Origin of the sequence: Chryseobacterium sp. CT-SW4, from assembly GCF_048572715.1 — a bacterium.
Lineage (GTDB): Bacteria > Bacteroidota > Bacteroidia > Flavobacteriales > Weeksellaceae > Chryseobacterium.
Genome location: NZ_CP183840.1, coordinates 2,828,355 through 2,854,353, shown reverse-complemented (window position 1 = coordinate 2,854,353; position 25,999 = coordinate 2,828,355). Strand labels below are relative to the sequence as shown.

Annotated in this window: 21 protein-coding genes; 10 read left to right on the top strand and 11 right to left on the bottom strand. The window is 37.4% G+C overall.

The features are described 5' to 3' along the window. Window positions 1–65: 65 nt before the first annotated feature. Together ABJ974_RS12820 and ABJ974_RS12815 are read left to right on the top strand one after the other, a co-directional pair. A complete protein-coding gene (locus ABJ974_RS12820; protein ID WP_419868638.1) occupies window positions 66–875 on the top strand; it encodes a glucose 1-dehydrogenase in 810 nt (269 codons plus the stop codon). A 100-nt stretch (window positions 876–975) separates the two neighbouring features. After that, window positions 976–3,657: an MGH1-like glycoside hydrolase domain-containing protein gene (locus tag ABJ974_RS12815; protein ID WP_419868637.1), complete on the top strand. Its 2,682-nt coding sequence runs from the start codon at window positions 976–978 to the stop codon at window positions 3,655–3,657. On the opposite strand, the gene recO is transcribed toward ABJ974_RS12815, so the two are convergent. From recO to ABJ974_RS12795, 4 genes are read right to left on the bottom strand one after another with little or no spacing between them, the layout of a single operon-like run. After that, window positions 3,635–4,321 carry a DNA repair protein RecO gene (recO, locus tag ABJ974_RS12810; protein ID WP_419868636.1) on the bottom strand — a complete coding sequence of 229 codons (687 nt, stop codon included), beginning with the start codon at window positions 4,319–4,321 and terminating at the stop codon, window positions 3,635–3,637. The genes ABJ974_RS12815 and recO overlap by 23 nt on opposite strands. Then, window positions 4,321–6,564, bottom strand: a complete 2,244-nt coding sequence (gene porZ, locus ABJ974_RS12805) for a type IX secretion system anionic LPS delivery protein PorZ (RefSeq protein WP_419868635.1) — start codon at window positions 6,562–6,564, stop codon at window positions 4,321–4,323. Before porZ ends, recO begins: the two co-directional genes overlap by 1 nt. Window position 6,565: 1 nt before the next feature. Further along, a complete protein-coding gene (locus ABJ974_RS12800) occupies window positions 6,566–7,516 on the bottom strand; it encodes a bifunctional metallophosphatase/5'-nucleotidase (RefSeq protein WP_419868634.1) in 951 nt (316 codons plus the stop codon). Then, a complete protein-coding gene (locus ABJ974_RS12795; protein WP_419868633.1) occupies window positions 7,516–8,271 on the bottom strand; it encodes a 5'-nucleotidase C-terminal domain-containing protein in 756 nt (251 codons plus the stop codon). Before ABJ974_RS12795 ends, ABJ974_RS12800 begins: the two co-directional genes overlap by 1 nt. Before the next feature lie 106 nt (window positions 8,272–8,377). Here ABJ974_RS12795 and dapA point away from each other — a divergent pair, with 106 nt between their 5' ends. The 4 genes from dapA (at window position 8,378) to ABJ974_RS12775 (ending at window position 11,134) form a co-directional block, all read left to right on the top strand. Further along, window positions 8,378–9,250 carry a 4-hydroxy-tetrahydrodipicolinate synthase gene (gene dapA, locus ABJ974_RS12790; protein WP_419868632.1) on the top strand — a complete coding sequence of 291 codons (873 nt, stop codon included), beginning with the start codon at window positions 8,378–8,380 and terminating at the stop codon, window positions 9,248–9,250. 70 nt (window positions 9,251–9,320) lie between these two features. Beyond that, entirely contained in the window at window positions 9,321–9,830 is a 510-nt protein-coding gene (locus ABJ974_RS12785; protein WP_419868631.1) for a GNAT family N-acetyltransferase, read from the top strand. A 281-nt stretch (window positions 9,831–10,111) separates the two neighbouring features. After that, a complete protein-coding gene (locus ABJ974_RS12780) occupies window positions 10,112–10,678 on the top strand; it encodes a helix-turn-helix domain-containing protein (protein WP_419868630.1) in 567 nt (188 codons plus the stop codon). A 9-nt stretch (window positions 10,679–10,687) separates the two neighbouring features. Further along, the gene (locus tag ABJ974_RS12775; protein ID WP_419868629.1) at window positions 10,688–11,134 is read left to right on the top strand and encodes a response regulator; all 447 of its coding nucleotides are present in this window, start codon (window positions 10,688–10,690) and stop codon (window positions 11,132–11,134) included. 540 nt (window positions 11,135–11,674) lie between these two features. On the opposite strand, the gene recG is transcribed toward ABJ974_RS12775, so the two are convergent. The 6 genes from recG to ABJ974_RS12745 all read right to left on the bottom strand — a co-directional run bounded on the left by recG (window position 11,675) and on the right by ABJ974_RS12745 (window position 21,772). Next, window positions 11,675–13,759: an ATP-dependent DNA helicase RecG gene (recG, locus tag ABJ974_RS12770; protein ID WP_419868628.1), complete on the bottom strand. Its 2,085-nt coding sequence runs from the start codon at window positions 13,757–13,759 to the stop codon at window positions 11,675–11,677. Window positions 13,760–13,843: 84 nt separating this feature from the next. Continuing rightward, the gene (locus ABJ974_RS12765; RefSeq protein WP_419868627.1) at window positions 13,844–14,377 is read right to left on the bottom strand and encodes a thioredoxin family protein; all 534 of its coding nucleotides are present in this window, start codon (window positions 14,375–14,377) and stop codon (window positions 13,844–13,846) included. A gap of 36 nt (window positions 14,378–14,413) precedes the next feature. Further along, on the bottom strand, window positions 14,414–15,925 hold the full coding sequence (locus tag ABJ974_RS12760) for a peptide MFS transporter (RefSeq protein ID WP_419868626.1): 1,512 nt from the start codon (window positions 15,923–15,925) through the stop codon (window positions 14,414–14,416). 79 nt (window positions 15,926–16,004) lie between these two features. Next, complete coding sequence (locus tag ABJ974_RS12755; protein ID WP_419868625.1) at window positions 16,005–17,717, bottom strand: peptide MFS transporter; 1,713 nt, start codon at window positions 17,715–17,717, stop codon at window positions 16,005–16,007. Between the two features lie 127 nt (window positions 17,718–17,844). Beyond that, entirely contained in the window at window positions 17,845–19,500 is a 1,656-nt protein-coding gene (locus tag ABJ974_RS12750; RefSeq protein WP_419868624.1) for a peptide MFS transporter, read from the bottom strand. A gap of 142 nt (window positions 19,501–19,642) precedes the next feature. Beyond that, the gene (locus tag ABJ974_RS12745; protein WP_419868623.1) at window positions 19,643–21,772 is read right to left on the bottom strand and encodes a S9 family peptidase; all 2,130 of its coding nucleotides are present in this window, start codon (window positions 21,770–21,772) and stop codon (window positions 19,643–19,645) included. 118 nt (window positions 21,773–21,890) lie between these two features. On the opposite strand from ABJ974_RS12745, the gene ABJ974_RS12740 reads away from it, so the two are divergent. Beyond that, a complete protein-coding gene (locus ABJ974_RS12740; protein WP_419868622.1) occupies window positions 21,891–22,364 on the top strand; it encodes a hypothetical protein in 474 nt (157 codons plus the stop codon). An 11-nt stretch (window positions 22,365–22,375) separates the two neighbouring features. Next, window positions 22,376–22,567, top strand: a complete 192-nt coding sequence (locus tag ABJ974_RS12735; protein WP_419868621.1) for a DUF6496 domain-containing protein — start codon at window positions 22,376–22,378, stop codon at window positions 22,565–22,567. 53 nt (window positions 22,568–22,620) lie between these two features. Here ABJ974_RS12735 and glgP read toward each other — a convergent pair whose 3' ends face one another. Continuing rightward, window positions 22,621–24,282, bottom strand: a complete 1,662-nt coding sequence (gene glgP / locus ABJ974_RS12730) for an alpha-glucan family phosphorylase (RefSeq protein WP_419868620.1) — start codon at window positions 24,280–24,282, stop codon at window positions 22,621–22,623. 190 nt (window positions 24,283–24,472) lie between these two features. Here glgP and ABJ974_RS12725 point away from each other — a divergent pair, with 190 nt between their 5' ends. Beyond that, window positions 24,473–25,270, top strand: coding sequence for a hypothetical protein (locus tag ABJ974_RS12725; RefSeq protein WP_419868619.1), 798 nt, complete (start codon window positions 24,473–24,475; stop codon window positions 25,268–25,270). Window positions 25,271–25,335: 65 nt separating this feature from the next. Then, window positions 25,336–25,923, top strand: a complete 588-nt coding sequence (locus ABJ974_RS12720; RefSeq protein ID WP_419868618.1) for a DUF1572 family protein — start codon at window positions 25,336–25,338, stop codon at window positions 25,921–25,923. Window positions 25,924–25,999 lie beyond the last annotated feature (76 nt).

The following is a 25,999-nucleotide window of genomic DNA, read 5'->3' as shown; positions in this document are numbered from 1 at the left end:
AATTCCTCTGTTCTTTTTTTACTAGATACTTTCAGCTAACTTTGAGTAATATCAAAAAATACAACATGAAAGTATCTCTTAATAATCAGGTAGCTATCGTTACCGGAAGTTCAAGTGGAATAGGAAAAGGAATTGCAAAATCGTTGGCTGAGGCAGGTGCTGAGGTCGTTATCAATCATTCATCAGAAAGATCTTCAGAAGAAGCTAAGGCTGTTTTAAAAGAGATCACAGATGCGGGCGGAAAAGGAATCGTCTATCAATGTGATGTATCTAAAGAAGATCAGGTTATCAACATGTTTAAAGATGTGGTTTCCCAGTTAGGAACTGTGGATATCCTTGTCAACAATGCGGGAATCCAGAAAGATGCTAAATTTACGGAGATGACACTGGATCAGTGGAATGCCGTTATCGGGGTGAACCTTACAGGGCAGTTCCTTTGCGCGAGGGAAGCTATTAAAGAGTTTTTAAGAAGAGGAATAGATACTTCCCGCTCCATAGCCTGTGGAAAAATTATCCATATCAGTTCCGTACATGAAGTGATCCCGTGGGCGGGACACGCTAACTATGCTGCAAGTAAAGGCGCTATAAGAATGCTCATGCAGACATTGGCACAGGAACACGGAGCAGATAAGATCCGGGTAAATTCTATATGTCCGGGAGCTATTCAGACTCCTATCAATACCAATGCATGGAATACTCCCGAAGCTTTGAACAGTCTGCTGACCCTTATTCCCTATAACAGAATCGGTCAGCCCCAGGATATAGGCAACCTGGCAGCATTCCTGGCGAGTGACCTGGCAGATTATATTACAGGGACCAGTATCTTTGTTGACGGGGGAATGACCACTTTTGAAAGTTTCTCTACCGGAGGATAAATCTCAGTTATTACTCGAATAAAAGAACATTAATTCAATAAGATTTTATAAATTAATGTTCTTTTATTATTCTTTATATATTCATTTAAAACCATTCATTATGTCATCAGAAAAGCAGAGAATACCGGATATACTATGGAAAAAATGGGGCCCTTATGTAAGTAACCGGGAGTGGGGACTCGTCCGTGAAGATTACAGTCCGGACGGTGATGCATGGAATTATACCAGCCATGATACGGCTGAAGCCAAAACCTACCGATGGGGAGAAGAAGGGATCTGTGGGATCTGTGACGATTTTCAGAAGCTGGTTTTTTCAGTAGGGTTCTGGAATAAAAAAGATAAAATCATAAAAGAACGTTTCTTTGGGCTGACCAATGGACAGGGAAACCATGGAGAAGATGTAAAGGAATATTTTTATTACCTCGATTCCACACCTACGCATTCCTATATGAAGATGCTTTATAAATATCCTCAGAATGCCTTTCCGTATGATGAACTGTTACAAGAAAATGCTGGGAGAGACCGTAACCAGCCGGAATTTGAGCTTATAGATACGGGGATTTTTGACCAGGATGAATATTTTGATATTTTTATTGAATATGCCAAGGAAGGTCCAATGGATATTTTAGTTAAACTAACCATTGTGAACCGTGCCGATAAAGAGGCTTCGCTGGTAGTTCTTCCCACCGCATGGTTTAGAAATACCTGGAGTTGGGGCTATGATGATTATAAACCTGAACTGTATGCAGAAACGCCTTCAAGTATCAGGGTGAGCCATAAAGAAATTGAAATTAAAAATATATATGCCAGGCAGTCGGAAAAAGTATTGTTTTGTGAAAATGAAACCAACAACAGAAGGCTTTATCAGTCCGAAAATACTTCCCGCTTTTGTAAAGACGGCATCAATGATTTCATAATCAATCATAATCAATCCTCCGTAAATCCTGAAAATAAAGGAACAAAAGCAGCCTTTTTAATAGATGAGGTTTTTAAAGCCAAAGAATCTAAAGTTTTTGAATTCAGACTTTCAGATAAGGATCTGGAAAAGCCGTTTGAAGTTTTCGATATCATTTTTGAAAAAAGGAAATCGGAAGCCGATCATTTCTATGAGGAAATTCAGCAGGGCATCCATTCCGAAGACGAAAAATGGGTTCAGCGGCAGGCATTTGCCGGAATGCTCTGGAATAAAATGTTTTATCATTACAATGTGGAAAAGTGGCTTAAAGGTGATCCTGCGGAAATACAGCCTCCCAAATCCCGGGAGAGAATAAGAAACTACGAATGGGAACACCTCAATAATGAGCATATCATTTCCATGCCTGATAAATGGGAATATCCATGGTATGCAACATGGGATCTGGCTTTTCACACGATAAGCTTTTCCCTGATCGATCCTGATTTTGCCAAACAGCAGCTTAAACTTTTTACTTTTGAATGGTATATGCATCCCAACGGGCAGCTTCCTGCCTACGAATGGAATCTGAGTGATGTGAATCCTCCGGTTCATGCCTGGGCGGTATTCCGGGTTTTTAAAATAGATGAATATTTAAAAGGTAAGCCTGACCTTGAATTTTTAGAAAGTGCCTTTCAGAAACTGCTGATGAATTTTACATGGTGGGTGAATAAGAAAGACAGCAATGGCAACAATATTTTTGAGGGAGGATTTTTAGGACTTGATAATATTGGAGTGTTTGACCGCAACAGCGTTCTTCCCAACGGAGAACAGCTTGAACAGGCAGATGGTACAAGCTGGATGGCAATGTTTGCGCTCAATATGATGAGAATTGCATTGGAGCTGGCCCAATATAACAGGGTTTATGAAGAAATGGCAACCAAGTTTTTTGAACATTTTCTTTCCATCGCCCATTCCCTTGATAATATGGGAGATGAACAGTTCAGTTTGTGGGATGAAGAAGATGAATTCTTTTACGATGCCATTGCGTCGGGGGATTGCAAGCATATGTACCTGAGACTTCGGACTATTGTAGGATTAATCCCCTTATTCGCTGTAGAAGTCATCGACGATGATATGATTGAGAACCTTCCCAATTTCAAAAACAGAATGGACTGGGTTCTTAAAAACAAGCCGGAGCTCGCGGCTCTCGTTTCACATTGGCAGATTAAAGGAGAGGATTCCAAGCATTTATTATCCTTATTAAGAGGTCATCGTCTCAAAAGATTATTGAAAAGAATGCTGAATCCGGATGAGTTCTTGAGTGAATATGGAGTTCGTGCACTATCTAAAGAATATGAAAACAACCCTTTCCATCTTAATTTGAATGGAACGGACTATACCGTAAAATATACTCCTGCGGAAAGTGATAGCGGACTTTTTGGAGGAAACAGCAATTGGCGGGGCCCCATCTGGTTTCCCATTAACTTTTTGATTATTGAAAGTTTACAGCGCTTTTTCTTTTATTACAGCCCTGATTTTTTAGTGGAGTACCCTACGGGAAGTGGAAGCTATTCCAATTTGGACCAGATTGCAGACTCTTTAAGCAAAAGGCTGTCCGGAATATTTTTAAAAGATGAAAACGGACATCGCCCTTTCAATAGGCAATACCCAAGATTTCAGACAGATCCCAATTTTAAGGATTATATTCTTTTTTATGAATACTTCCATGGAGATAACGGCCGTGGGGTAGGAGCTTCCCATCAAACGGGATGGACAGGACTTATAGCCAAGATTTTACAGCCAAGGTTTTCTAAAAAAGAAATAGCCGAATCGGAAACTGAAATGCCTGATACCAATAAGAATACTATTCAAAAATCTGCTGAATAACTTCTAATGAAGCAGGAATTTTAAAATCTGTAATATGATAATGGTAGTAAACGAGGAGACTGTCTAAAAAGTCTCTTCTCATGCTATTCGGTATTTTAATGGAATAAGGATCAGGAGAAGAAATAATATGTTTCCAAAGGGCTGAAATATCTTCCCTGAATAATTGATGGATAATAAACGGACTGAAATTTCCGGTTTCGGGATCGAGATAAGTATAATCATTGATCAATGGTGCCACTCCCTGTATTTTCAGCAGTCTGATCATAAAAATAAGATGGGACTGGTGATTCTGGGATTCCAATTCATGGATAAATTCTTCTATGCCATTGAAAATGAGTATGTTTTTGTTTTCGTTTTTAAGAACCTGGTTTAAAAAATCCGAAATGAAAAATACCACTGTATTTTTTTTAATATCCTCATAAATATCACTGGTTTCTACCAGCTCAAACTTTGAAAGAGATTGTATTCCGTTGCCTTTGAGGGGTTTTGGATGAAAAGTAAGTTTGTTAAAGGGAAGTAATAGAGCTTTTTTCTTATTTCTCTGAGTATAAATTCCTTTGTAGAAATAGGACTGAAAGCCTTCTTCTTCTGTAAAGCAATGAAGAATAGCGTCGTTTTCCCCGTATTTTATGTAAGATAATAAAAAACCGTTCTGTGAATTCATTAATTAACTACAGCTATTTTTGCAGTAGCCTTATCGCTTCCATCCTCATTGGTCATCAGGACAAAATAGATTCCCGAAGCTACTCTTTTTCCTTTCTGATTATTAAGGTTCCATTCATAAAAACCACCTCTTGCAACCGCAGAATGTACAATATTTCCGGCTGTATCTGTAATCCGGATATTTGTTTTTTCAGCTAATCCTTTGATCGTCACATTTCCTTTAAAATTGGCATATACTACCGGATTAGGATAGACTACAATTTTACTGAAGCCCGAAGTTACTTCCGCTACATCTCCCTGATAGGTAACAATACCGTCGAGGGTCACAAAATATACTTTTCCTGTTTTCCTGTCCACTTTAATATCCGTTACGCTATTCGTAGGCAGAGGAGAATTTTCTTTGGTAAAATGTTGTAAGGTTTGCTCCCCGGTGGAAGATAAATAGTAAACACCTCCGCCATCTACGGAAACCCATTTGTAATTTCCTGCATCAGCCTCTATCTGAAGAATGGTATTGTCCCTGAAAAGCTCTTCCGCAATGCCGTTTTGCTCAATAATAATAGAGGATGTTTGTGGAGTAGTTTCCGTGAGGGCTGCTTTAGGGTCAGATAGTATTCTTAATCCGCCACGGGTTCCAATCCATAAATTATCATCTTTATCAAGAGCAGCGGAAACAGTTCCGTTGGCTGGTAATCCGTTATCCTTACGAAGGAATTTTACAGGACCGGAAGTAGAGGTAGGATTACTTCCATATTCTTTTATAATCATCCCGCCGGGTTCAATATAGGGGCTTGGTATGTAAATAATTCCATCTTTAATAAGGGGCTTTTGAGCACTTCCTCCATTGATGACGGGAACCAGGGTAAAGTCATCGGAAGATTTGTTGTAATAATAATATCCTACACTCGCATTGGAATTTTCAATTAACCCTGCAGAAACAAACAAATTATTATTTTCGTCAAAGACAATTCCTACAGGTCTGTTATAATACTGATCCGAATCATTCGTTTTATATGCCTTGGTAAAGACATTATTTTCCATTTTATAGATCCCTTTCTGATTGGCAAGAAAGGAGTAATTGGTGAAAAATACTTCGGAAGGATTGGAAGGATTGGGAACCACATCAAGAACATTGAAGTTGATGGGATTATTCAGGAAATAATCAGGATAATTCCAGCGGGTCCCGTCAAAATGATAATATCCTAAATCTTCATATAAAGGAGCGTTGTAAGCATCCCTGTTTCCTGTAGATACCCAGATCTGGTCATTTAATAATGAAATTTTATAAGAAGTATTATTATAAGGACCGTCAGGCTTAAAACTTGTCGTACTTTCATTTTTAATTCCTGATAATTGGGTGCCCCCATAGACCTGCCCGCCTAAAGTAATAGCCGTATTACAGGTTTCTCCGAAGCTTACTACATTTTCACTGTTTCCATTGGTATTGAATGTATAGATCCTGCTGGCGTCCGTTACAATAATATTGTCATTATTAACGACCACGTCCTGAACACTTCCAAAAGAAGATGGCAAAGGAGTGGAAACACCGTTATTGTATAAATAAGCAGTAGTCCCGGAAGAGAAGGAAAGTACCGATTCTGAATCTATATGCGTGAAAGTACCCGGCATTTCGGTAGTCCATGTGTTGAAAACCGGAAAAGTGGTATTCATTTCATGGCTTTTCAATCCGGTATTGGTTACGGAATATACTTTATTTCCTAGGATGGTAGCTTCGTTGCTTGCTTCATAGGTCCCGCCTGATAAGAAAAAGGCTGAATCCCCAAATTCTTTTTTGTCGAGATCAAAAATGGAAACGCCATAGCCTACGGAGACTACGGCTTTATTTCCTGTTATAGATATATGATTGATTTTTTTATTTCCGTTATAGCCGGTAGCAATAGGAATATCTACTACATACGTAATGCCTTGCGGAGTTATTACATCCATAGATCCGTTGATGTATCCTACTAAACCTATTTTAGTTTGCGGGTTATAATCAAAGGCAGAAATTTTTACTTCATGCAGTCCGTTCGCTTTTGATAACTTTGTAATCTCTCCTGTGGAAATGGTATAATAAAAAATTCCGTTTTCTGTGGCGGCAACAATCCGTCCGTTATCCCCTTTCATGGCCAGCACATTATTGTAGGAAAATAAATCCGACCATTTTTTTGAAGAAATAACCTGAGCATTTACAAAATGTAAAGAGGCTAAGATACCAAGAGAAATTAAAGAAAGTTTTTTCATATTATGCGATTATGCTGCTATCTATTATCTGATTATTCCAGGAAATATGCTGTACATTTTTATTAGAATCAAAAAAGAAATCAATTCTTCCCAACAGTAGACCTGCCCAGCCTACCTGATTGACCAGAACATTTTTTCCCTGTCTGTTTTGGAAGGTTTGAGGTTCCGGCAGGAAAGTATGGGTATGACCTCCCAGAATAATATCAATATTTTCGGTTTTTGAAGCCAGTATTTTGTCGCTTACTTTGTTCGGTTCATCTTTATAATCATAGCCGATATGGGATAAACAGATCACCAGATCACATTTCTGATCATTTTTCAGGAAGCTGGAATAGTGCTGAGCAACTTCTACAGGATCGGAATAAATCGTTTCTGCATATTGTTTTTTACCCACAAGTCCCTCCAGCTCGATTCCTACTCCAAAAATCCCAACTTTAATTCCGTTTTTATTGAAAATTTTATAGGGTGAAGTTTTTCCATCCAGGATGGTATTTTTAAAATCATAATTCGAACAGATGAAAGGAAATTTTGCATTCGGTAGCACTTTTAAAAAGCCGTCCAGCCCATTATCAAAATCATGATTTCCCATGGTAGAAGCATCGTACTTCATCATAGACATCAGCTTAAACTCAAGCTCTCCTCCGAAGAAATTAAAATAAGGAGTCCCCTGGAATATATCTCCCGAATCCAGCAATAATACATTGTCTTCCTGGCTTCGGATCTGCTGTATTAAGCTTGCTCTTCGTGCAAAACCTCCCTGATTGGGATTTTTGACATAGCTTTCATCGAAAGGCTCTATTCTGCTGTGCTGATCGTTGGTATGGAGGATAGTTAATTTATGAGAGGCTTTCGGTTTGTTCAGTTGTAAGCCTTCTGCCATCATTAAATTAGGTGTGAAGGCCAGTGCTAAGCTTCCTCCGCTAATTGCTTTTAAAAAACTTTTTCTATCCATTACTTCTTGCCAATAAAATTTAAACGTATGTCGGTGTTCGGAACGATCTCAGCATTTTTTTTGAAATATTCTATAAACAGATCTCTTAATTTAATACCTGTAGGAATAGATTCTCCTTTAGCAAAAAAGGACATATTATCACCTCCTAATGCGAGGTAATCTGAGGTCGCGATATAATAATCCTGGTTCGGGTCCACTGTCTTTCCGTTGATCAGGGATTTGACAGGCTTTCCGTTGATGGTTTCAATATATAAATGGGAAACAGGATTGTTAACCTGTGTTTTGGCATAATAATTAAAAAGTCCCTGGAGATCGGAGCCCTTCATTTTTACGATAATGACCTCGTTTTCAAAAGGCATTACCTCATATACACTTTTAAGTAATATATCACCCTTTCCGATAGAAGTACGGATTCCGCCAATATTGATGAGAGCTGCATCCACATTTTTCTGAAGATTTTTTTGAGTCCATTCATCGGCTCCGTCAAAGGTAAAGTCAGCCAATAGATTTCCAAGATTGCTGTTATCTCCTAATTTGCTCAGATCAACACTGGTGTGAGAGATTTTCTGGTTCATCTCTTTATCCAGTTTCTGCTTGTAAGGTTCTATTATTTTTACGAATTCCGCATCACTTTGTATTTCTTTATTAATAGAGATATTTTTCTGGGTTTGCACATTCGCAACTTGCAGGGAAGTTGTTTTACAAGAAGTCAATGCAACCAGGCCAATTCCCAATAATAAGAATTTCTTTTTCATAGTTCTTTTTAATATATGCAAATATAATTATATGTATAATAAATCTTATGTTTTATTATAAATTCTTGGAGTAAATTATTAAATTTGAAGAATATAATTTTAACTTATGAGTATTTTAAAAGGAGTAGGGGTAGCATTAGTAACCCCGTTTAACGAGGATTTATCCGTTGATTTCGACAGTTTGACGAAACTTGTGGAATACAACATTGAGAATGGTATTAACTATTTGATTGTTTTAGGGACAACAGCTGAAGCAGCAACTCTTTCCGCCGAAGAAAAGAAACAGGTAGTTGAGCATATTGTCAAGATAAATAATAAACGCCTTCCTTTGGTTCTTGGAATAGGAGGAAACAATACTCTGGAAGTAAAGAAACAGATTGAAGAAACAGACTTATCTGCCTTTGAAGCGGTTTTATCAGTTTCTCCTTATTATAATAAGCCGAATCAGGAAGGTCTTTACCAGCACTATAAAGCATTAGCTTCTACCGGAAAGAAAATCATTATCTATAATGTACCTTCCAGAACCGGACAAAATATTGAAGCCGATACCACCCTTCGTCTTGCTAAAGAATTTCCTAATTTAGTTATGATTAAAGAAGCGGCTCCGAATATTCTGCAGTACTTTGATATCTTAAGAAAGAAACCGGAAGGATTTTCCTTAGTTTCAGGAGACGATGAATTTACCTTACCTGTAACCCTTGCGGGGGGAGATGGGGTAATATCTGTAATCGGGCAGGGCTACCCAAAAGAGTTCTCTACCATGGTGCAGCTGGCTTTTGAAGGAAAAATTAAAGAAGCCTATGAAATTCATAACAAACTCGTGGAAATTACACGGCTTATCTTTGCAGAAGGTAACCCTTGTGGGATTAAAGTGGTTTTAACAGAGAAAGGGATTATCAAAAACCATTTGAGACTTCCTCTTGTTAAAGCATCCGAAAGTTTATATAATAAGATTAAAAATGAAATGTCCAATATTTAATTGGAAATATAAATAATCAAAATGGGAGTGAAAAGTCGAAAGATTTTTCACTTTTTTAATAAATAAATCTATGACATTACAACAAGCAACAGAAAAAGACATTCCTTTAATTCAGGAGTTGGCCCGGCGATCCTGGGAAAATGCCTATGCGGAAATCCTTTCACCGGAACAGATGGAGTATATGCTTACAACGATGTATTCCCATGATGAAATTGCAGATCATTTAAATAATCCTAATTATCATTATCATCTGGTAATAAGTGAAGATGATTCTCCGGAAGGGTTTATAGGATTCGAACATGGCTATGAGGAAGGGACCACTAAGCTGCACAGGATCTATCTGGTACCGGAAAGTAAAGGAAAAGGATATGGAAAAAAGTCATTGGAGTTTTTAAAAGAACAGACCGGAAAAGCGGGAGACAACCGCATTATTTTAAATGTGAACAAATACAATTCCGCAAGGAAATTTTATGAATCACAGGGATATAAAGTCTATGACCAAGGGGTTTTTGATATAGGAAACGGCTATGTGATGGATGACTATTTAATGGAAATTTTAACTCACACGGATCGGACTTAAAATTCTGTAATTTTAAATTGTAATTCTATAACGTGTGATATTTATTTTTGTGCCACTTTTGTTAAAAGAACCAGATCACTTATAAATAATACATTCATATGCTTGGTTTGAGCTAGATAGCTTTTTATCAGTATATTTTTTTTCATCCTTAGTGTTTAAAATTCCTGTATTTAACGATGCAGGGATTTTTTATTTTAAAAAAAATAACAAAAAATTATTTCTATTTCACATTTAATTGATATAAATAACTATATTTACTGAAAATTTAAACATTAACAGGGATGAAAATGTATGTTAAATTTGATTTCAATGCTATTTGCAAAAAGGTATTGGATGAGAAGCTTAAAGAGCAGGGTTTGAAATACCGGGTTCTTAACTTTGGAGAGGTAGAGTTTTATGAGTCTATTACTCAGGAACAGCATAAAATCTTCAAAAAGAACTTGGAAGACTACGGAATCGAGATCATAGAAAGTCAAAAATCGGCACTTGTACAGAAAATTAAAGATACCATAGTGGAATTGGTCTTTTCAGAAAATGTGATTTCTGTGAAAGCCTCTATCTACATAGCGGAAAAGCTTAACCACAGCTATGGATATCTATCCAATCTGTTCTCTGAGCTGGCGCATACCTCTATAGAGAATTTTATCATTCTGCAAAAAATTGAATATGCGAAAGAACTGATTTTAAGCAATAAACACAGTCTTACGGAGATCGCTCTTAAACTGAATTACTCTAGTGTGGCCCACTTAAGCACCCAGTTTAAAAATACAACGGGAATTACCCCTTCGTTATTTCAGAAAGTGATCGCGAAGAGAAGGAAAAATCAGGCCATGGCAAATATTCAATAGTGTACAGGTATGTATAAGGAATATCTTAATGTAATTCTTACCGATAATGTTCAGAGCAATGTGGTTTCATTTCGGGATATATTTAACGATTTGAAAATCAGTGTTAAAACACAGGTTAAAGAGAGTTATGAAGAATTGGAAGATTATCTGGGAAAAGATGGTAACATTATTCCGGATATCCTTTTTTTGAATTTTGATTGCCTAAATAAGCACAGGTTGGAATTGGTAAATCAATGGCGCTGGCACCCCAGAATGGATAATATGACGATTGCTGTTTTTGCGGAGGCATTATCTGATTCTGAAATAGAAGATTTGTATGTAAATGGTGTCAACATATATATTAAAAAGCCGGCAGATTATAATGATCTTAAAAAAGTGATCTCGGAAGTCGTTATGATCAACTGGCAGTATTACACTTCTGGATTAAATAAAAGCAATTTTATCATGAAAGTGTAATGTTAAGCATTGTTAATATTCACGTGAAAGTGATAATTCTGTAAATATTAAATATAATAATATAAAGGTTTATCAGTAGAGTATTACCAAATTTGTACAAGAAAACTACAACACAAGTTATCTATATGAGCATAAATGATGAGAAAGTAATTTATTTTAAAAGAATAAATTATAATCACAATGTTATTTAACAAAATGAATTATAGCCATTTCCAATTTATAAGCGCAGAAGATCTTTAAAAAAACGGTACAATCATGAAAACTCAAGAAGGTTTAAAGAATTCCTTTCAGGAAAATACCCCTTTAAGCCTCAAACATCAGTTAGTTTTTATAATAAGCATTGGAAAAAATAATTCATTTTGTTTTTTATTTTAATAGTTGTAGCTATTGCTCACACCACCTATTCAAATAATAAATATAAATATTTTACTCAATAGCTATAGCTATTAAAATAATTTAAAATTAAACAAAGTAATTTCTTCTAAATAACAGTTTTATAAGGGAACCGTAGGAAATATTTTTTTCTGCGGTTTTTTGTTTTTAGGATATTTTGCTCCATTTATTTTTACCCTTATAATATTTGACGTAATAATTTTTGATAACGAGATTTTCGCTCCTGCTGAGAAGAGGATCTATTTCAAGAATTTTTTCTACTGCCCTTTTGGTATTTTTAATAATAGCAGAATCTTTTACCAGGTCAAGCTTTTTGAAATCAACAACTCCGCTTTGCTGAGTACCCAATATGTCTCCGGGACCTCTGAGCTGCATATCCACTTCGGAGATTTTAAACCCGTCATTGGTTTCCGTCATCGTTCTGATCCGGGTTCTGCTTTCCGAAGTAAGCTTGTCGGAAGTCATAAGAATACAGTAGCTTTGCTCGGCTCCCCGTCCCACACGTCCCCTGAGCTGATGCAGCTGGGAAAGCCCGAACTTTTCAGCACTTTCGATAACCATAACAGAAGCATTCGGAACGTTCACCCCCACTTCAATTACCGTAGTAGCCACCATGATTTCTGCTTTACCAGACGCAAAATAGTTCATAGCAGCGTCCTTTTCATCAGGCTTCATCCTGCCGTGGAGCATGGTAACATTATATTCGGAGAAGTAATCCATGATGTGTTCCAGCCCTTCCATAAGGTTTTTATAATCTAAAGTTTCAGATTCCTCAATCAGGGGATAGACAAAATAGATCTGCCTTCCTTTTTCGATTTCATCTTTGCAGAACTGATACACGGACACCCTGTCTTTTTCTCTTCTGTGAGCAGTGATGATAGGTTTTCTTCCTACCGGCATCTCATCGATTACCGATACATCCAGATCAGAATAAAAGCTCATCGCCAAAGTCCTTGGAATAGGAGTGGCGGTCATCACCAGAATGTGAGGAGGAATTTTGTTTTTAGCCCAAAGTTTAGCCCGCTGGGCAACCCCAAATCTATGCTGTTCGTCAATAATGGCCAGTCCCAGGTTTTTAAACTTTACTTTATCTTCCAGTACGGCATGAGTTCCCACCAAAATGGAGAGTTCTCCGTTTTCAAGCTCTTCATGGATGATTTTTCTATCTGAAGCTTTAGTGGAACCTGTTAAAAGACGTACATTAATATTGCTGTCTTTCAGCAGATCCTGAATGGAATTAAAATGTTGCTGGGCAAGGATTTCCGTAGGAGCCATCATACAGCTTTGAAAGCCATTATCCATGGCGATAAGCATGGTAAGAAGAGCTACCATTGTTTTTCCGGAACCTACATCTCCCTGTAAAAGACGGTTCATCTGAACAGGCTTCTTCATGTCCTGACGAATTTCCTTCAGGACACGCTTTTGGGCATTGGTGAGTTCAAAAGGAAGAGAGTTTTCATAAAATCCCGTAAAATAATCCCCGATTACAGGAAATGGATTTCCGAAAGACTGGGTTTTATGATGCAGCTTTTTAAGACCGAAACCCAGTTGAAAGAAAAAGGATTCTTCAAATTTCAGACGATGATCGGCTTTCTCAAAATATTCCATATTTTTTGGAAAATGAATATTGAGATAAGTATTCTGTCTGGAAAGAAACTGCATGGACTTAATCAGATAATCCGACAGGTTTTCTTCAATAAGATTAGGGATCTCTATGCATATGCTTTTTAAAATAGCCTGAAAGAATTTTTGATTTAACCCCCGTTTGGTCAGTTTTTCGGAGCTGGGATAGATAGGTCTCAAACGGTTATCCGCTTCTTTTTTTTCTTCAATTTCTATCTCCGGATGAGGCATAGAAAACTGATTGTTGAAAAGATTTATTTTACCGAAAATATAAATTTCTTTATGAACGGGAAGCTGCTCCTTCATCCATTTGGAGTATTGAAACCATACCAGATCCATCGTTCCGGTGCCGTCACTGAATTTTGCGGTTAACCGTTTCGTTTTTCCGGTCTGGATTTCCTGAAGCTGGATTATTTTACCTTTCAGCTGGACCTCTAAGTTATTTTCTCTGAGCTGAGCCACCTGATACACCTTATTTTTATCCAGATAGCGGATGGGGTAGAAGGTGAGGAAATCTTCCACGGTGGAAATACCCAACACATTTTTAATGAGTTTGGCTCTTTCAGGTCCTATACCTTTGAGATATTCTATAGAAGTGTCTAAGGTCATTAAGAATAACGACTACGTTAAAAGGATTACAAATTTCGTGAATTATAATTAAAAAAGCTTCCAAAATCTGAAAGCTTTTTTATGTTAATCTTTTATTTTTGATTTGAATTTCTTCTGGTAATCTTCCCACTGCTGACGGGTTTTAATTTTTTTGTACATCCCGTTTGACATCAGCTCAAGATAAGGTTCGAGCTCTTTTGCCGATAGCTCGCCCTGTAAAAGGGTGATGGGATTACCATGCTCATCCAGGAAAACAGTACTCGGGACAGCACCTACATTCATGTACTGAGTAAATTCATGCAAGGAATTTCTGCCTTTTTTTGATGAGTTATTCGTGTTGGAGAATTTCCTGCCAAAAACCTCAATCGTATTTTTTTCTTCCGCATTGAATTTTACAGGATAATAATTCTCATTCAGTATCTTGGAGATCACTTCATGACCATAGGTTTTTTTATCCATGATCTTGCAGGGGCCGCACCAATCTGCATAAAAATCGATAAGGATTTTTTTAGGCTGTACTTTTTGTACCTGTAAAGCCTCTTCTATTGTCATCCATTTTACCTGTGCGAAACTGAAGCTTGCCCACAACAAACATAATATGCTTATAAAATTTTTCATAGATGGTTTTTAATAATAAGCATATATGCTTACCGATTACTTAACTTCCTGCATGAGTTTTTTCACAAGTGGTGATATCAAAATTAATACCACTCCCGCAATTAATGCGTAAATACCCAGTTGTTTGTAACCGTTGGTATAAGTGATCAAAGCATCATAATTGGATGAGCCTGCTTTGGCGGTGGCCATACTGGCTCCAATGATTCCGGCCACATATTGTCCATATGCAGATGCTAAAAACCACATGCCCATCATCATTCCCTGTAAATTCTTAGTGGAAAGTTTGGTCATAATCGATAAACCTATCGGTGACAGACAGAGCTCTCCCAGCGTGATAATAAGTAAAGCGATGGTGAAAAAGTTCAGAGAGGTAATTCCTGCCGCATTTGCAAAAAACTTGGTGGCAAACAAAGTATAATAACCCAAGCCCAGGAAAATAAATCCTAAACCGAATTTAATGATAGTATTAGGCTCTATCTTAATTTTATTAAGCCATATCCACAATAATCCGATGAGCGGAGCCAGGAATATGATGAAAAATGCTCCTCCGGAATTATTAACACCATTAGGGTCCAATCCTAAAAGGTCTTTATTTAAATTTTTAGCAGCAAAAATACTGAGTGAACCTCCGCTTTGCTCATAAATTCCCCAAAATAAAATAGAGAATAATATGAAAACCAATGCTGCCCAGAGCTTCTTACGTTCTGAGGAAGTAACCTTCGTCATTTCATAAAATAAATAGATAAGCGTCAAAGGTCCGATAGTCCACATAAAATAATCCGTATATTCAGTTTTTGCGACCATTACCATAATGATAGGAACAAAAACCAAAGACAATACATATACTCCGTATTCTTTCCATTTGGCGATAGGAGCAGCTTTAATTTCGGATAAAGGATGACCCGGCTGAAGACCTATTGTTCCAAGGCTTCTTTGGGTAAACACAAAATTAATCAAGCTTATTACCATCACGATGGCTGCTAATCCGAATGCCACATTCCAATGCAGGTTTTCAGGAATAAGATGGTCGAAAAGTTCTCCTTTTCCTATGGCAATACATAAGTAGCCTCCCAATAGCGCTCCCAGATTGATTCCTGCATAGAACAGTGAAAATCCGGCATCGGCTCTTGAATCGTTCGGTTTATACAACTGTCCTACCATAGAGGAAATATTAGGCTTAAAGAAACCGGTTCCTACCACAGTGAATGCAATTCCGAGAAAGAAGAATTTGTGCGGATCCGTTGCCAGGATCAAGCTTCCTACGATCATTAAAATACCTCCCCAGAAAAGGGATTTCCGGAACCCCAGAATCTTATCTGCAAAAAGACCGCCTACAAAGGTAAATGCATATACAAATGCCTGGGTAGCCCCATATTGAAGGTTGGCTTCTTTTTCATGAAAGTTTAATTGAGATATCATAAAGAAAACAAGCATTCCACGCATTCCATAGAAGCAAAAGCGTTCCCACATCTCTGAAAAAAATAAACTCCAGATTTGTTTAGGGTATTTGCCTTTAAAATTCTGGATTTCGTCTAGAGTTAAGCTCATTATAAAAAAAATTAGGTTTACGAAAATAGAAAAAACCTCTGACTTAGCAGAGGTTTTATTGTATTTTATGAGAATGCAGTTAGTTTACACCGTGCATCATTTTCTTTAATAGAGGAGAAATCAATGCTAAAATAATAGCCGCAATACCACAAAGAACCACAAATACCATAAAGAATTCAAATAGATTATGAATTTCAAATCCGGCAAATGTAGGGTTGTGTAAAGGAAGCTGGGCTTTTTCAAACGCTGCCACCTGATCAGCGGTTAATGTGATTTTTTTGTCTAATACATCCTGAAGGTTAACTCCTATTTTCTGAGCCGCTTCAAACTTATCTCCCGTAGCAGGAAGAATAGATCCTAATGTACCTGCTAATGCATATCCTGCCGCATTGGCAATGAAGAATACACCATAAAGCAGGGAAGCAAATCTTTTTGGGGCCAGCTTTCCAACCAATGATAATCCGATTGGAGATAAACAAAGCTCACCACAAGTTTGGATGAAATATAAAAGAACCAGCCATTTTATGGCTAAAAGACCATGAGTTCCCAGATCTTTTACATTATGGGCAATAATGAAATAGGAAAGTGCAATGATAGCAAGTCCCATTGCCTGTTTGAATGGTGATACAGGCTCCTTTCCTCTACTTCTTAATTTGTCCCAAAGGATACTGAACGGAACCGCAAGGGTAACCACAAAGATACCATTGAATATCTGTACCATGGATGGTGGCATATTCCATCCGAAGAAATGTCTGTCTGTCTGGTTATCCGCAATGAAGGTAAGCGATGAACCTGCCTGCTCAAATGCTGCCCAGAAGAAAATCACGAAGAATGAAACGATATAAATAACCCAGATTCTGTCTTTTTCAATTTTAGTTAAAGAAGAATCGGACATAATTAAAAATGCCAATGAAATTCCACTTGCATATACTAATGAATAAATGATATTCTGCCCTAAAAAGAAGTGGAAAATAGAACCTAAAACAGCAAATAATACAACGGCAATTCCAATAGATTTTCCTGAAAATTTAGCAGATTGAGCTTCACCTTCTTCGAAATCTTCTGCGGTATTATTTTTAGGAAGTCCTCCGATCGGCCTTCCGGTAGGTGTTACAACATATTTGTTTTTAAGAATGATAAAGATTACAGTACCTAGTACCATGGCGATAGAAGCTGCCAAGAATCCCCATTTGAAAGCATGGATATCTCTAATTCCGTCAGCGGACTTTACGTCTCCGATAAGCGGACAAATCAGCTGTCCAAGGAAAGCTCCCAGGTTAATCCCCATATAGAATATCGTAAAGGCAGAATCAAGCTTGGATTTTTCCTGCTTTGGATAAAGGCTTCCTACCATTGAGGAAATATTCGGCTTAAAGAAACCGTTCCCAAAAATGATAACTCCTAATGCAATCCACATGATGGTGGTAGCAGTTCCTAAGCTGGAACCAAATGTACTTGCACTGATGAAGAGTAAGAACTGGCCGATAGCCATTAAACCACCTCCTACAATAATACAATATCTGTTTCCTAAAAATCTGTCGGCAATAAATCCTCCTAACATAGGAGTAAGATAACAAAGAGCAAGGAATCCTCCGTAAATAATAGATGCATCAGCTTCTTTCATTAAAAGAGAATTTACCATAAACAGGGTCAGTAACGCTCTCATTCCATAGAAGTTGAAACGCTCCCACATTTCGGTTCCGAAAAGAACCCATAAACCTTTTGGATGTCTGGTGTTTTTATTCTCTACAAATTCATCCGCTTTCGGATTTAATGCTTCAAGATTATCCATATTTGATTGTTAATTTTTGTTAAGACTAGCAAATATAGTTTTTTTTGAGTTTTCAGCAAGGTTTTAATCTGATTTTAAATGAAAAAGCCGGGACTTCATCCCGGCTTTTAACTTTTATGGAAAAGGATTAATGTCCACTTTCTTTCATGATTCTATTTAATCTTTTCAGCATGGAAAGCCCTAAAATAGTTGCAAAAATCAGTAATCCGAAATTAACAAGGAAATAATTCACTTTATTCTCATAGCTGTACCACGTACTGGCAAGTATTCCGGACAGTTTATTTCCTACTGAATTGGCAAGGAAAAATCCTCCCATCATCAGGGCTGTGATCCTTGCCGGAGAAAGCTTGGAGACAAATGACAGTCCCATTGGGGAAAGGCAGAGCTCTCCCACGGTAATAACCCCATAACTGGTCACCAACCACCATGGTGAAACTTTTACCGCTCCGTTATCCCCTGCCATTACAGCAAGAACCATTACCAGACATGATAATCCGGAAATAAATAACCCCAGAACGATTTTAGTGGGCGTGAGCGGCTCTTTTCCTCTTTTACGGAGAAAAGCCCAGAACCCTACCACCAAAGGAGTTAAAGCAATTACCCAAAACGGATTGATAGACTGGAATAATTCAGTATTATACAAAAACACCTTTTTTTCAGGGTTTTGCTCAAGTTCGGACCGTTGTTCAGGAGAAATGTTTTTAAAGTAGACGTCTTTCCCTGTTTCTTTCCGGGTCTTTCCTTCCTCATCTTTCTGAGATCTGAACTGATCGTCATATATAGGAACCTCACTGTCTTTATAGCTTTTTCCTTCCACCATATAAATGTTTTCCAAAGGCTTTTCTACGGAAGCCGGAACACTTCGGTCCGTATAATAATTGGCCCACCGTGTTAACGCCGTACCATTTTGTTTAAAAACGGCCCAGAAGAACATACTGATCATAAACACGGATAACAGGGCCCCGATAGCCTGTTTCTCTCCGGCTTTAGCTTTAAAATAAAGAGATGCATAAAAGTAAATAACAGGAATGCAGGCAAAAATAAAGGCATCCGTATTATCGCTTCCAAAAACATTTCCGGGAACGAACCATCCGATGGCTCCGAAAATAATAGCAGGCAGGAATACTTTTAATAAAATTTCAGATAATTTGGTGTCACCTTCCTGAACGGGCTTCATTGTAGCTGCATGGATGTAATGCTTTCTTCCGATGGTAAAAATGACCAAACCAACCAGCATTCCTACTCCTGCGGTAATAAAAGCCTCACCCCATCCGAACTTATTACGCATGAAAGCCGCAATAATATTACAGATAAAAGCCCCGATATTAATTCCCATATAGAAAATATTATAACCGGAATCCTTATTGGCTTTATAAGGCTCTTCCGAATAAAGGTTACCTAAAAGAGTGGAGATAGTAGGCTTGAAGAAGCCGTTTCCAATGATAATAAGGGCAAGAGAAGTGTAAAATAAAGGCAAATCCTTAAAAACACCCATTCCGATATATCCGGCAGCCATAAGGATACCTCCCAGATAAATGGATTTGATATAACCCAAAACCCGGTCTGCCAGAAACCCTCCGATGAAAGGAGTAAGATAAGTTAAAGCTATATAAGTTCCGAAAATATCATCCGCAGTTTTGTCCGAAAGTCCTAATCCGCCTTTTAAGCCACTGGGTTCAATCACATAAAGAACAAAAATTCCGAGAATCAAATAATACCCGAAACGCTCCCACATTTCAGTGAAAAAGAGAAAAGGTAATCCCTTAGGGTGTTTAGTCTTCATATATCCAAATTTCAAATTTCCCAAAAATAGCTTTTTAATTTTAATTGATAAAATGGATTAAAAGCCTATGCATTATTTATTTCATAAATATAAAAAATCCCTTTTCGGAAATAGAAAAGGGATTATGGGATAGGATTATGGATTATAAATTTTCAAGAATGAAATCTGTCATTTTCTGATACAATTGAGGACGTGTGTTTCCTCCGTATATTGAGTGGTCTTTATCCGGATAAGCCATAAATTCAAACTGCTTTTTGTTTTGGATCAAGGCTTCGGAAAGTTCCATAGAGTTTTGAAAATGTACGTTGTCATCTGCTGTACCGTGGATTAGAAGGAATTTACCTTTTAACAGGTTTGCATATTCAGTAGGGGAATTTTTATCATATCCTTCAGGATTTTCCTGGGGTGTTCTTAAAAATCTCTCCGTATATACGGAATCGTAATATCTCCAGTTGGTTACCGGTGCTACGGCAATTCCTGCTTTAAATACGTCCGCTCCTTTCGTCAGTGCCTGGCTGGCCATATAACCTCCGAAGCTCCATCCGAAAATTCCGATTCTGCTTTTATCGATATAAGATTGATTTCCAAACCATCTGGCGGCAGTAATCTGGTCTTCGATTTCGTATTTACCTAAATTCATATAGGTTACCTTTTTGTATGCAGCACCTTTATAACCTGTTCCGCGACCGTCTACACAAGCCACGATATATCCTTTTTGCACCAGATGGTTGAACCACAAAGTATTTCCGCTGTCCCATGAATTGGAAACCTGTTGGGACCCCGGACCGGAATACTGGTACATGAACAAAGGATATTTTTTATTAGGATCAAAATTTTTAGGCTTTAAAATCCAGGCATTCATCTGATCTCCTGCCTCATTTGGTATAGTGATGAATTCTTTGGTAACAAAATTATCAGCTTTAAGCTTGTTTAACAGTTCATTATTGTTTTGAAGTTCCTTAACCGTTTTTCCGTTTCCGTCTTTTAATACATAAGTATAAGGTCTGGCTGCTGTGGATGAGGTTTCAATAAAGTAATTGTAATTCTTGCTGAAATTTGCGGAATTGTTTCCTTCAGCATTGGAAATCAGCTGGGATTTTCCGTTTTCAATATTAATTTTGGAGATAACCTTATTAATACTTCCTTTTTCAGTAGTCTGTACGTAGATTTCTTTGGATTTAGGGTTGTAGCCGTAATAATCTGTTACTTCCCAATTTCCTTTCGTTACCTGCTTTTTCAGTTTACCATCTTTGTCATACCAGTAAAGATGCCGGTTTCCGTCTCTCTCAGATCCCCATAGGAAAGAATCGTCTTCAAGGAATTCCAGTGTAGGATTATCCGTGTCGATCCATTTATCATCGGTTTCTGTAAATAATTTCTGAACAGCGCCGGTTTTGGTATTGACTTTTAAAACATCCGACGCATTCTGAATCCTCTCGGAGGTGATCAGTACGATTTCATCTGCTTTAGCGGTTTGAAATACATTGGGGATATAATAGTTTTTGAAAGAGTTCAGATGTAAAGAAATCGTTTTTCCGGAGTCAAGACGATATAATAAAGCAGATACTATGGAATTTTTTTCTCCGGCTTTAGGATATTTATAACGCATTTCTGCAGGATAAAGGTTTTTCCCGTAGATCGGAATATATATTTCCGGAACCTGGCTTTCATCGGATTTTACAAATACAATGGCATCAGAATTTTTGGTCCATTCATACTGTCTGGCATGTCCGAACTCTTCTTCATATACCCAGTCTGCCAATCCGTTAATAATGGAATTTTTCTTTCCGTCGGTGGTGATCTGGGTAATTTTTCCGGAAGTAAGATCCTGGTAAAAAAGATTATTGTCTGCTATAAAGGCCACTTTAGTGGCGTCAGGAGAAAAACGGGGTTCCTGCACGAATTTTCCCTCATTCAGACTAATGGTCTTTCCTGATTTGAGATCTTTTATATCAAATTTTCCAAGAAAAGAATGTCTATAGATGGATTCACTGTCTTTCAGTAAGAGTATTTTGGATTCATCATCCGAAAACTCATAGCTCTGAAACTGTCCGTCTATGATATTTCCTTCTTTTTGTGAAGTTTTGTAAGAATATTTCGCAATTCCGTTGGGTTCTATGACCAGATAATTCTCTCCGTTTTTCATGGAAGTAATTCCGGCAATCCCTTTCCCCCGGTAATATCCCGAGTATATTTTGTCTAGTGTAATTTCCTGGGCGGTTAAGCTTTGAAAGATAACAGCGGCTGTTATAGTTAATAAGAGTCTTTTCATTTTAAAAAAAATAGGAATCCAAATATAATCATTTTATCAAAATCCATAAAAAACCTTTTTATATATTGATTTTGGCAAAAAAATTGTTAGTATTATGTTAAACAAATAAATAATAATTATGGAAACAAATGCATACAATCAGAAGCTAAACCGTTATGAATTGGGGGATCAAATTGTATATACGGGTTTTTCCAGCTATAAAGATGCGGAAGCCTGTGCCGAGAAAAAAGGAGGAACATTGGTAGAAGTAGGCTTTAGGGATGGTAATGATAATCCTCAGATTACTGATGAAGCGGGACTTATTGAAAAAAAGCTTCATTATTATGTGTATGCAGGCGAAGAATACAAATTTATTCATTCATCTGATCCGGGTTTTAGAAAATACGCAGATGAATTACAACAAATAAAGTCGAAGCAGAAAGAATACAGCCCGGAAGAAAAGTATTTGGCCAACTTCGAGATTGAAAATACTGAAGACCCGATTATTGTGATAAAGAATGATCACCTCGAATCGGTAACTTCCAGAGAACGCTCCAAATATCTGAAGCATGCGAAAGTTTATGAAATTGGAGTTTCCTTACCCAAATCTTAAATTTTAATATCATGAGTACGACGAAATATTCAAAAAAAGCTCAGGACAAAGTAGGCAAAGTAATGCACGAATATAAGGAGGGAAAATTGAAAACCTCCGCGGGTAAAAAAGTAACCAGCAGAAAACAAGCGGTAGCCATAGGAATTTCCGAGGCTAGGGAAGAGGGAATGAAAGTTCCTAAAGAGAAGAAGAAAAAAAATTAATTTCGATAAAAAAATCCGTGAAAAGCTTTCACGGATTTTTTATGGTAAAAAATTTAATCTTTGTTATAAAGTAACTTATAGTACTCATCAGCCATTCTATCGCTATTGAACTGTTTTTTCACATCATTCATTGCGTTTTGCTGAATCTTTCTCCAACGGTTCGGATCATCATAATACGTTGGGATGATTTCATTTTCCAGAATTTCGTATAGCGTATTAAGGTCATAGCTATCCTGTTCGTAGATGCTCATATTGAGATAATCTGCTTTAGGAACTACAAATGAGTTCTCGCCATGTTTTGCAAATTCAGGAATCCATCCGTCATCCGTGGAAAGATTGACGGAACCGTTCATAGCGGCAGTCATTCCTGATGTTCCTGAAGCTTCTCGAGGAACTCTTGGGTTGTTAAGCCATAAATCTGACCCCTGTTTTAAGGATTTACTCAAAGAAAGTTCATATCCTGTGAGAACAGCCATATTTTTATGGTTTTTACTTTCCTCTACCAGGGTGTTGAAAGTGGAAATCGCTGAATAATCCATCGGGTAAGGTTTTCCGGCCCAAATAATCTGTACGGGATATTTAGGGTTATTCAATAATCGGTAAAACCGGTCTTTATCATGTAAAAGAAGATCGGCACGTTTATAACCGGCAAATCTTCTTGCCCAGACAATCGTGAAAACATTAGGTTTGAAAAGATTTCCGGTCTGATCGGCTACGATTTTAAACAATCTTTTTTTGAGCTGTTTTTTACGGAAATCAAATATGGTTTCATCGTTTTCATCTTTAGCATTATAAAGAGTCTTATCCCCCCAATATTTAAATTCCTGAGCATTGGTGATGGAAGTAATTTCACAGATTCCGGGATATTTATTCCACATCGCTCTCGAAACCACACCATGAAGCTGGGAAACCCCGTTGGCTATTTTGGCCATCTTCAATGCACAGAGAGAGTGGTTGAAGCGGTCATCATTGAAGCCTTCAAGACTTTTAGCTTCTTCCATGCTTAATCCTGAGAAATAAGACATATCGTAGCACAGTTTCAGGTTATGCTTTTCATTTCCTGCCTCTTCAGGAGTATGGGTGGTAAAAACAAGCTTTTCTTTTACTTTATTTAAATTTCCGTTATATTTTTCCAGTAAATAGAAGGCTGCCGGAAGTCCGTGTGCTTCATTCAGGTGATAGATATCCCTTTCAATATTCATTTCATCCAGTAACTTGGCACCTCCTTTTCCCAAAAGGATGTATTGAGCTAATTTGGTTGATTCATTGGCATCATACAGCTTATGGCAGATGGTTTTGGAAATGTGGTCGTTTTCCGGTACATCCGTGGAAAGGAAAAACATAGGAGCTGTATTGAAAATTTCGGGATCCAGGTACCAGACCTTTACCCATACGGGGGCACTGTGAATTTCAATCTGAAACTTTATTCCTGTATCTTCCAGAAAGCTGTACATCTTTCGGGTCCATACCGGCTGTAAAGTCTGATCATGATTTCTTGCCTGATCATAATACCCAAATTTCCATAGAATACCTATGCCGATAAGATCCTGCTTCAAGTTGTAAGCACTCCTCATGTGGGAACCTGCCAAAAAGCCCAGTCCACCGGAGTATATCTTTAAAACTTGTTCAATAGCAAATTCCATAGAAAAATAAGCTACTTTCTTGGAATATTGCGGATCAATCGCATAAGGCATTTTAAAGTTTTTAAAATCCATAATCACAGTTTTATATTCAAGCCGCAAAGGTATTAATAATGAAAATAAACTTTATGTTAATTATTCAAGAATGTATCTTACGAATAGTTTTTTTTATTATCTTTAGTTTATAATTTTTTGATAATCAAAAACTTCTGCCACTGGAAACTTTGGTTGCATGTGTTCTTTACTTAATAATAAAAAACCGCGCATGAAAAAAGCATTTTCCGATGAAGATTTAATCAAGAATCTGAGTTTATACTACCTCAATCGACATTTGAAAAAAAAGCCGATAGAAAAGTATCACCGCACCATAGATGAATCTCCGCTCCATGACCGGGAGAAATATAAAAAGAAGTCCGAGATCTTATTGCTTAATTCTTTTATGCATCACTTTCCCGAAGTGAAATTTGAAAACCTGACCTGTGAGAGTCCGGATTTTATTGCGAAATTTAATGATAAAAAGATCGGTATAGAACTTACCGAAGTGATCAACCATCTTGAAATGAAGAAAGTGGAAAGCTGCTTAAATAAGATTTTCCGTCAGGCTGAAATATTGTTAGAACAAGAAGACACCACGAAATATCGTGGTGTTTATTTTTTGGAATTCTATCCCAATATCAAAATGGATACCCCCGAAAGCCAGCAGGAAATTATTTTGAATATTTATAAAAGCATTAAAAGGAATAGAGTAACCGGCTGTGTGAAAAGCCTGAGAAGATCTTTCCACCGCCGAAATGTTTTCATCACGTATGAATACAGCATGAATCTGTTTGATGAGCTTTGCTCAGAGAAGATCCTGGAGCTCATAGAGAAAAAAAATGAAAAATATCCCTATTATGATTCCACGGTAGACGAATGCTGGCTGGTTATCGTTTCCAATATGAATTCCCTGGCTTCCCGCTACACTTTTATTCAGGATAAAGAACATTTGGAAAAAGTGAAAAGCCCTTTCCATAAGATTTTTCACCTGGAAAATCTCTGTGGGAATATTACAAGCATAAAGTAAATGAAGTCAGAAGAATCAAATCATTCCGGGCATTATCATTATATTTGATATAAAACTATTTGGAAATGAAAGACTTGTTTATTAAACGTTTTGAATACTATAAAATACTGGGAGATGAAACTTTTAAACAGGTTTCCGAAGAACAGATGTTCTGGCAGTATAATGAAGAAAGTAATTCAATAGCAGTGATCGTAAAACACATTGCAGGAAATATGCTTTCCCGATGGACTCATTTTTTAACGGAAGACGGCGAAAAACCCTGGCGCAACCGGGATGATGAGTTTGTGTCTGACTTTAAAACTAAGCAGGAGGTTCTGGACTTTTGGGAGAAAGGCTGGAAATGTCTTTTTGATGCTTTGGCTCAGATCAATGATAACAATTTATATTCGCAGGTGTATATAAGGGGAGAAGCTCATTCTGTTATAGATGCGGTATTCCGTCAGCTTGCCCATTATCCCTATCATATCGGACAGATCGTATATATTGCCAAGATGTTGAAGAATGATAACTGGAATACGCTTTCCATTGCGCGAAACCGTTCTGAGGAATTTAACAGGGAAAAGAAATACGGATTCTCCAATGAAGATCTTAATCCAGGTTCATCACCTGTATGTTTTCAGAACAGTTCCGAGGTAAGGGATGAATACAATTAATGGCTATTCATAGATCGAATCAATCTGGGTTTTTGTAATTAATTCACTATCTTTGCACCCATAAATTTAGGAGCTA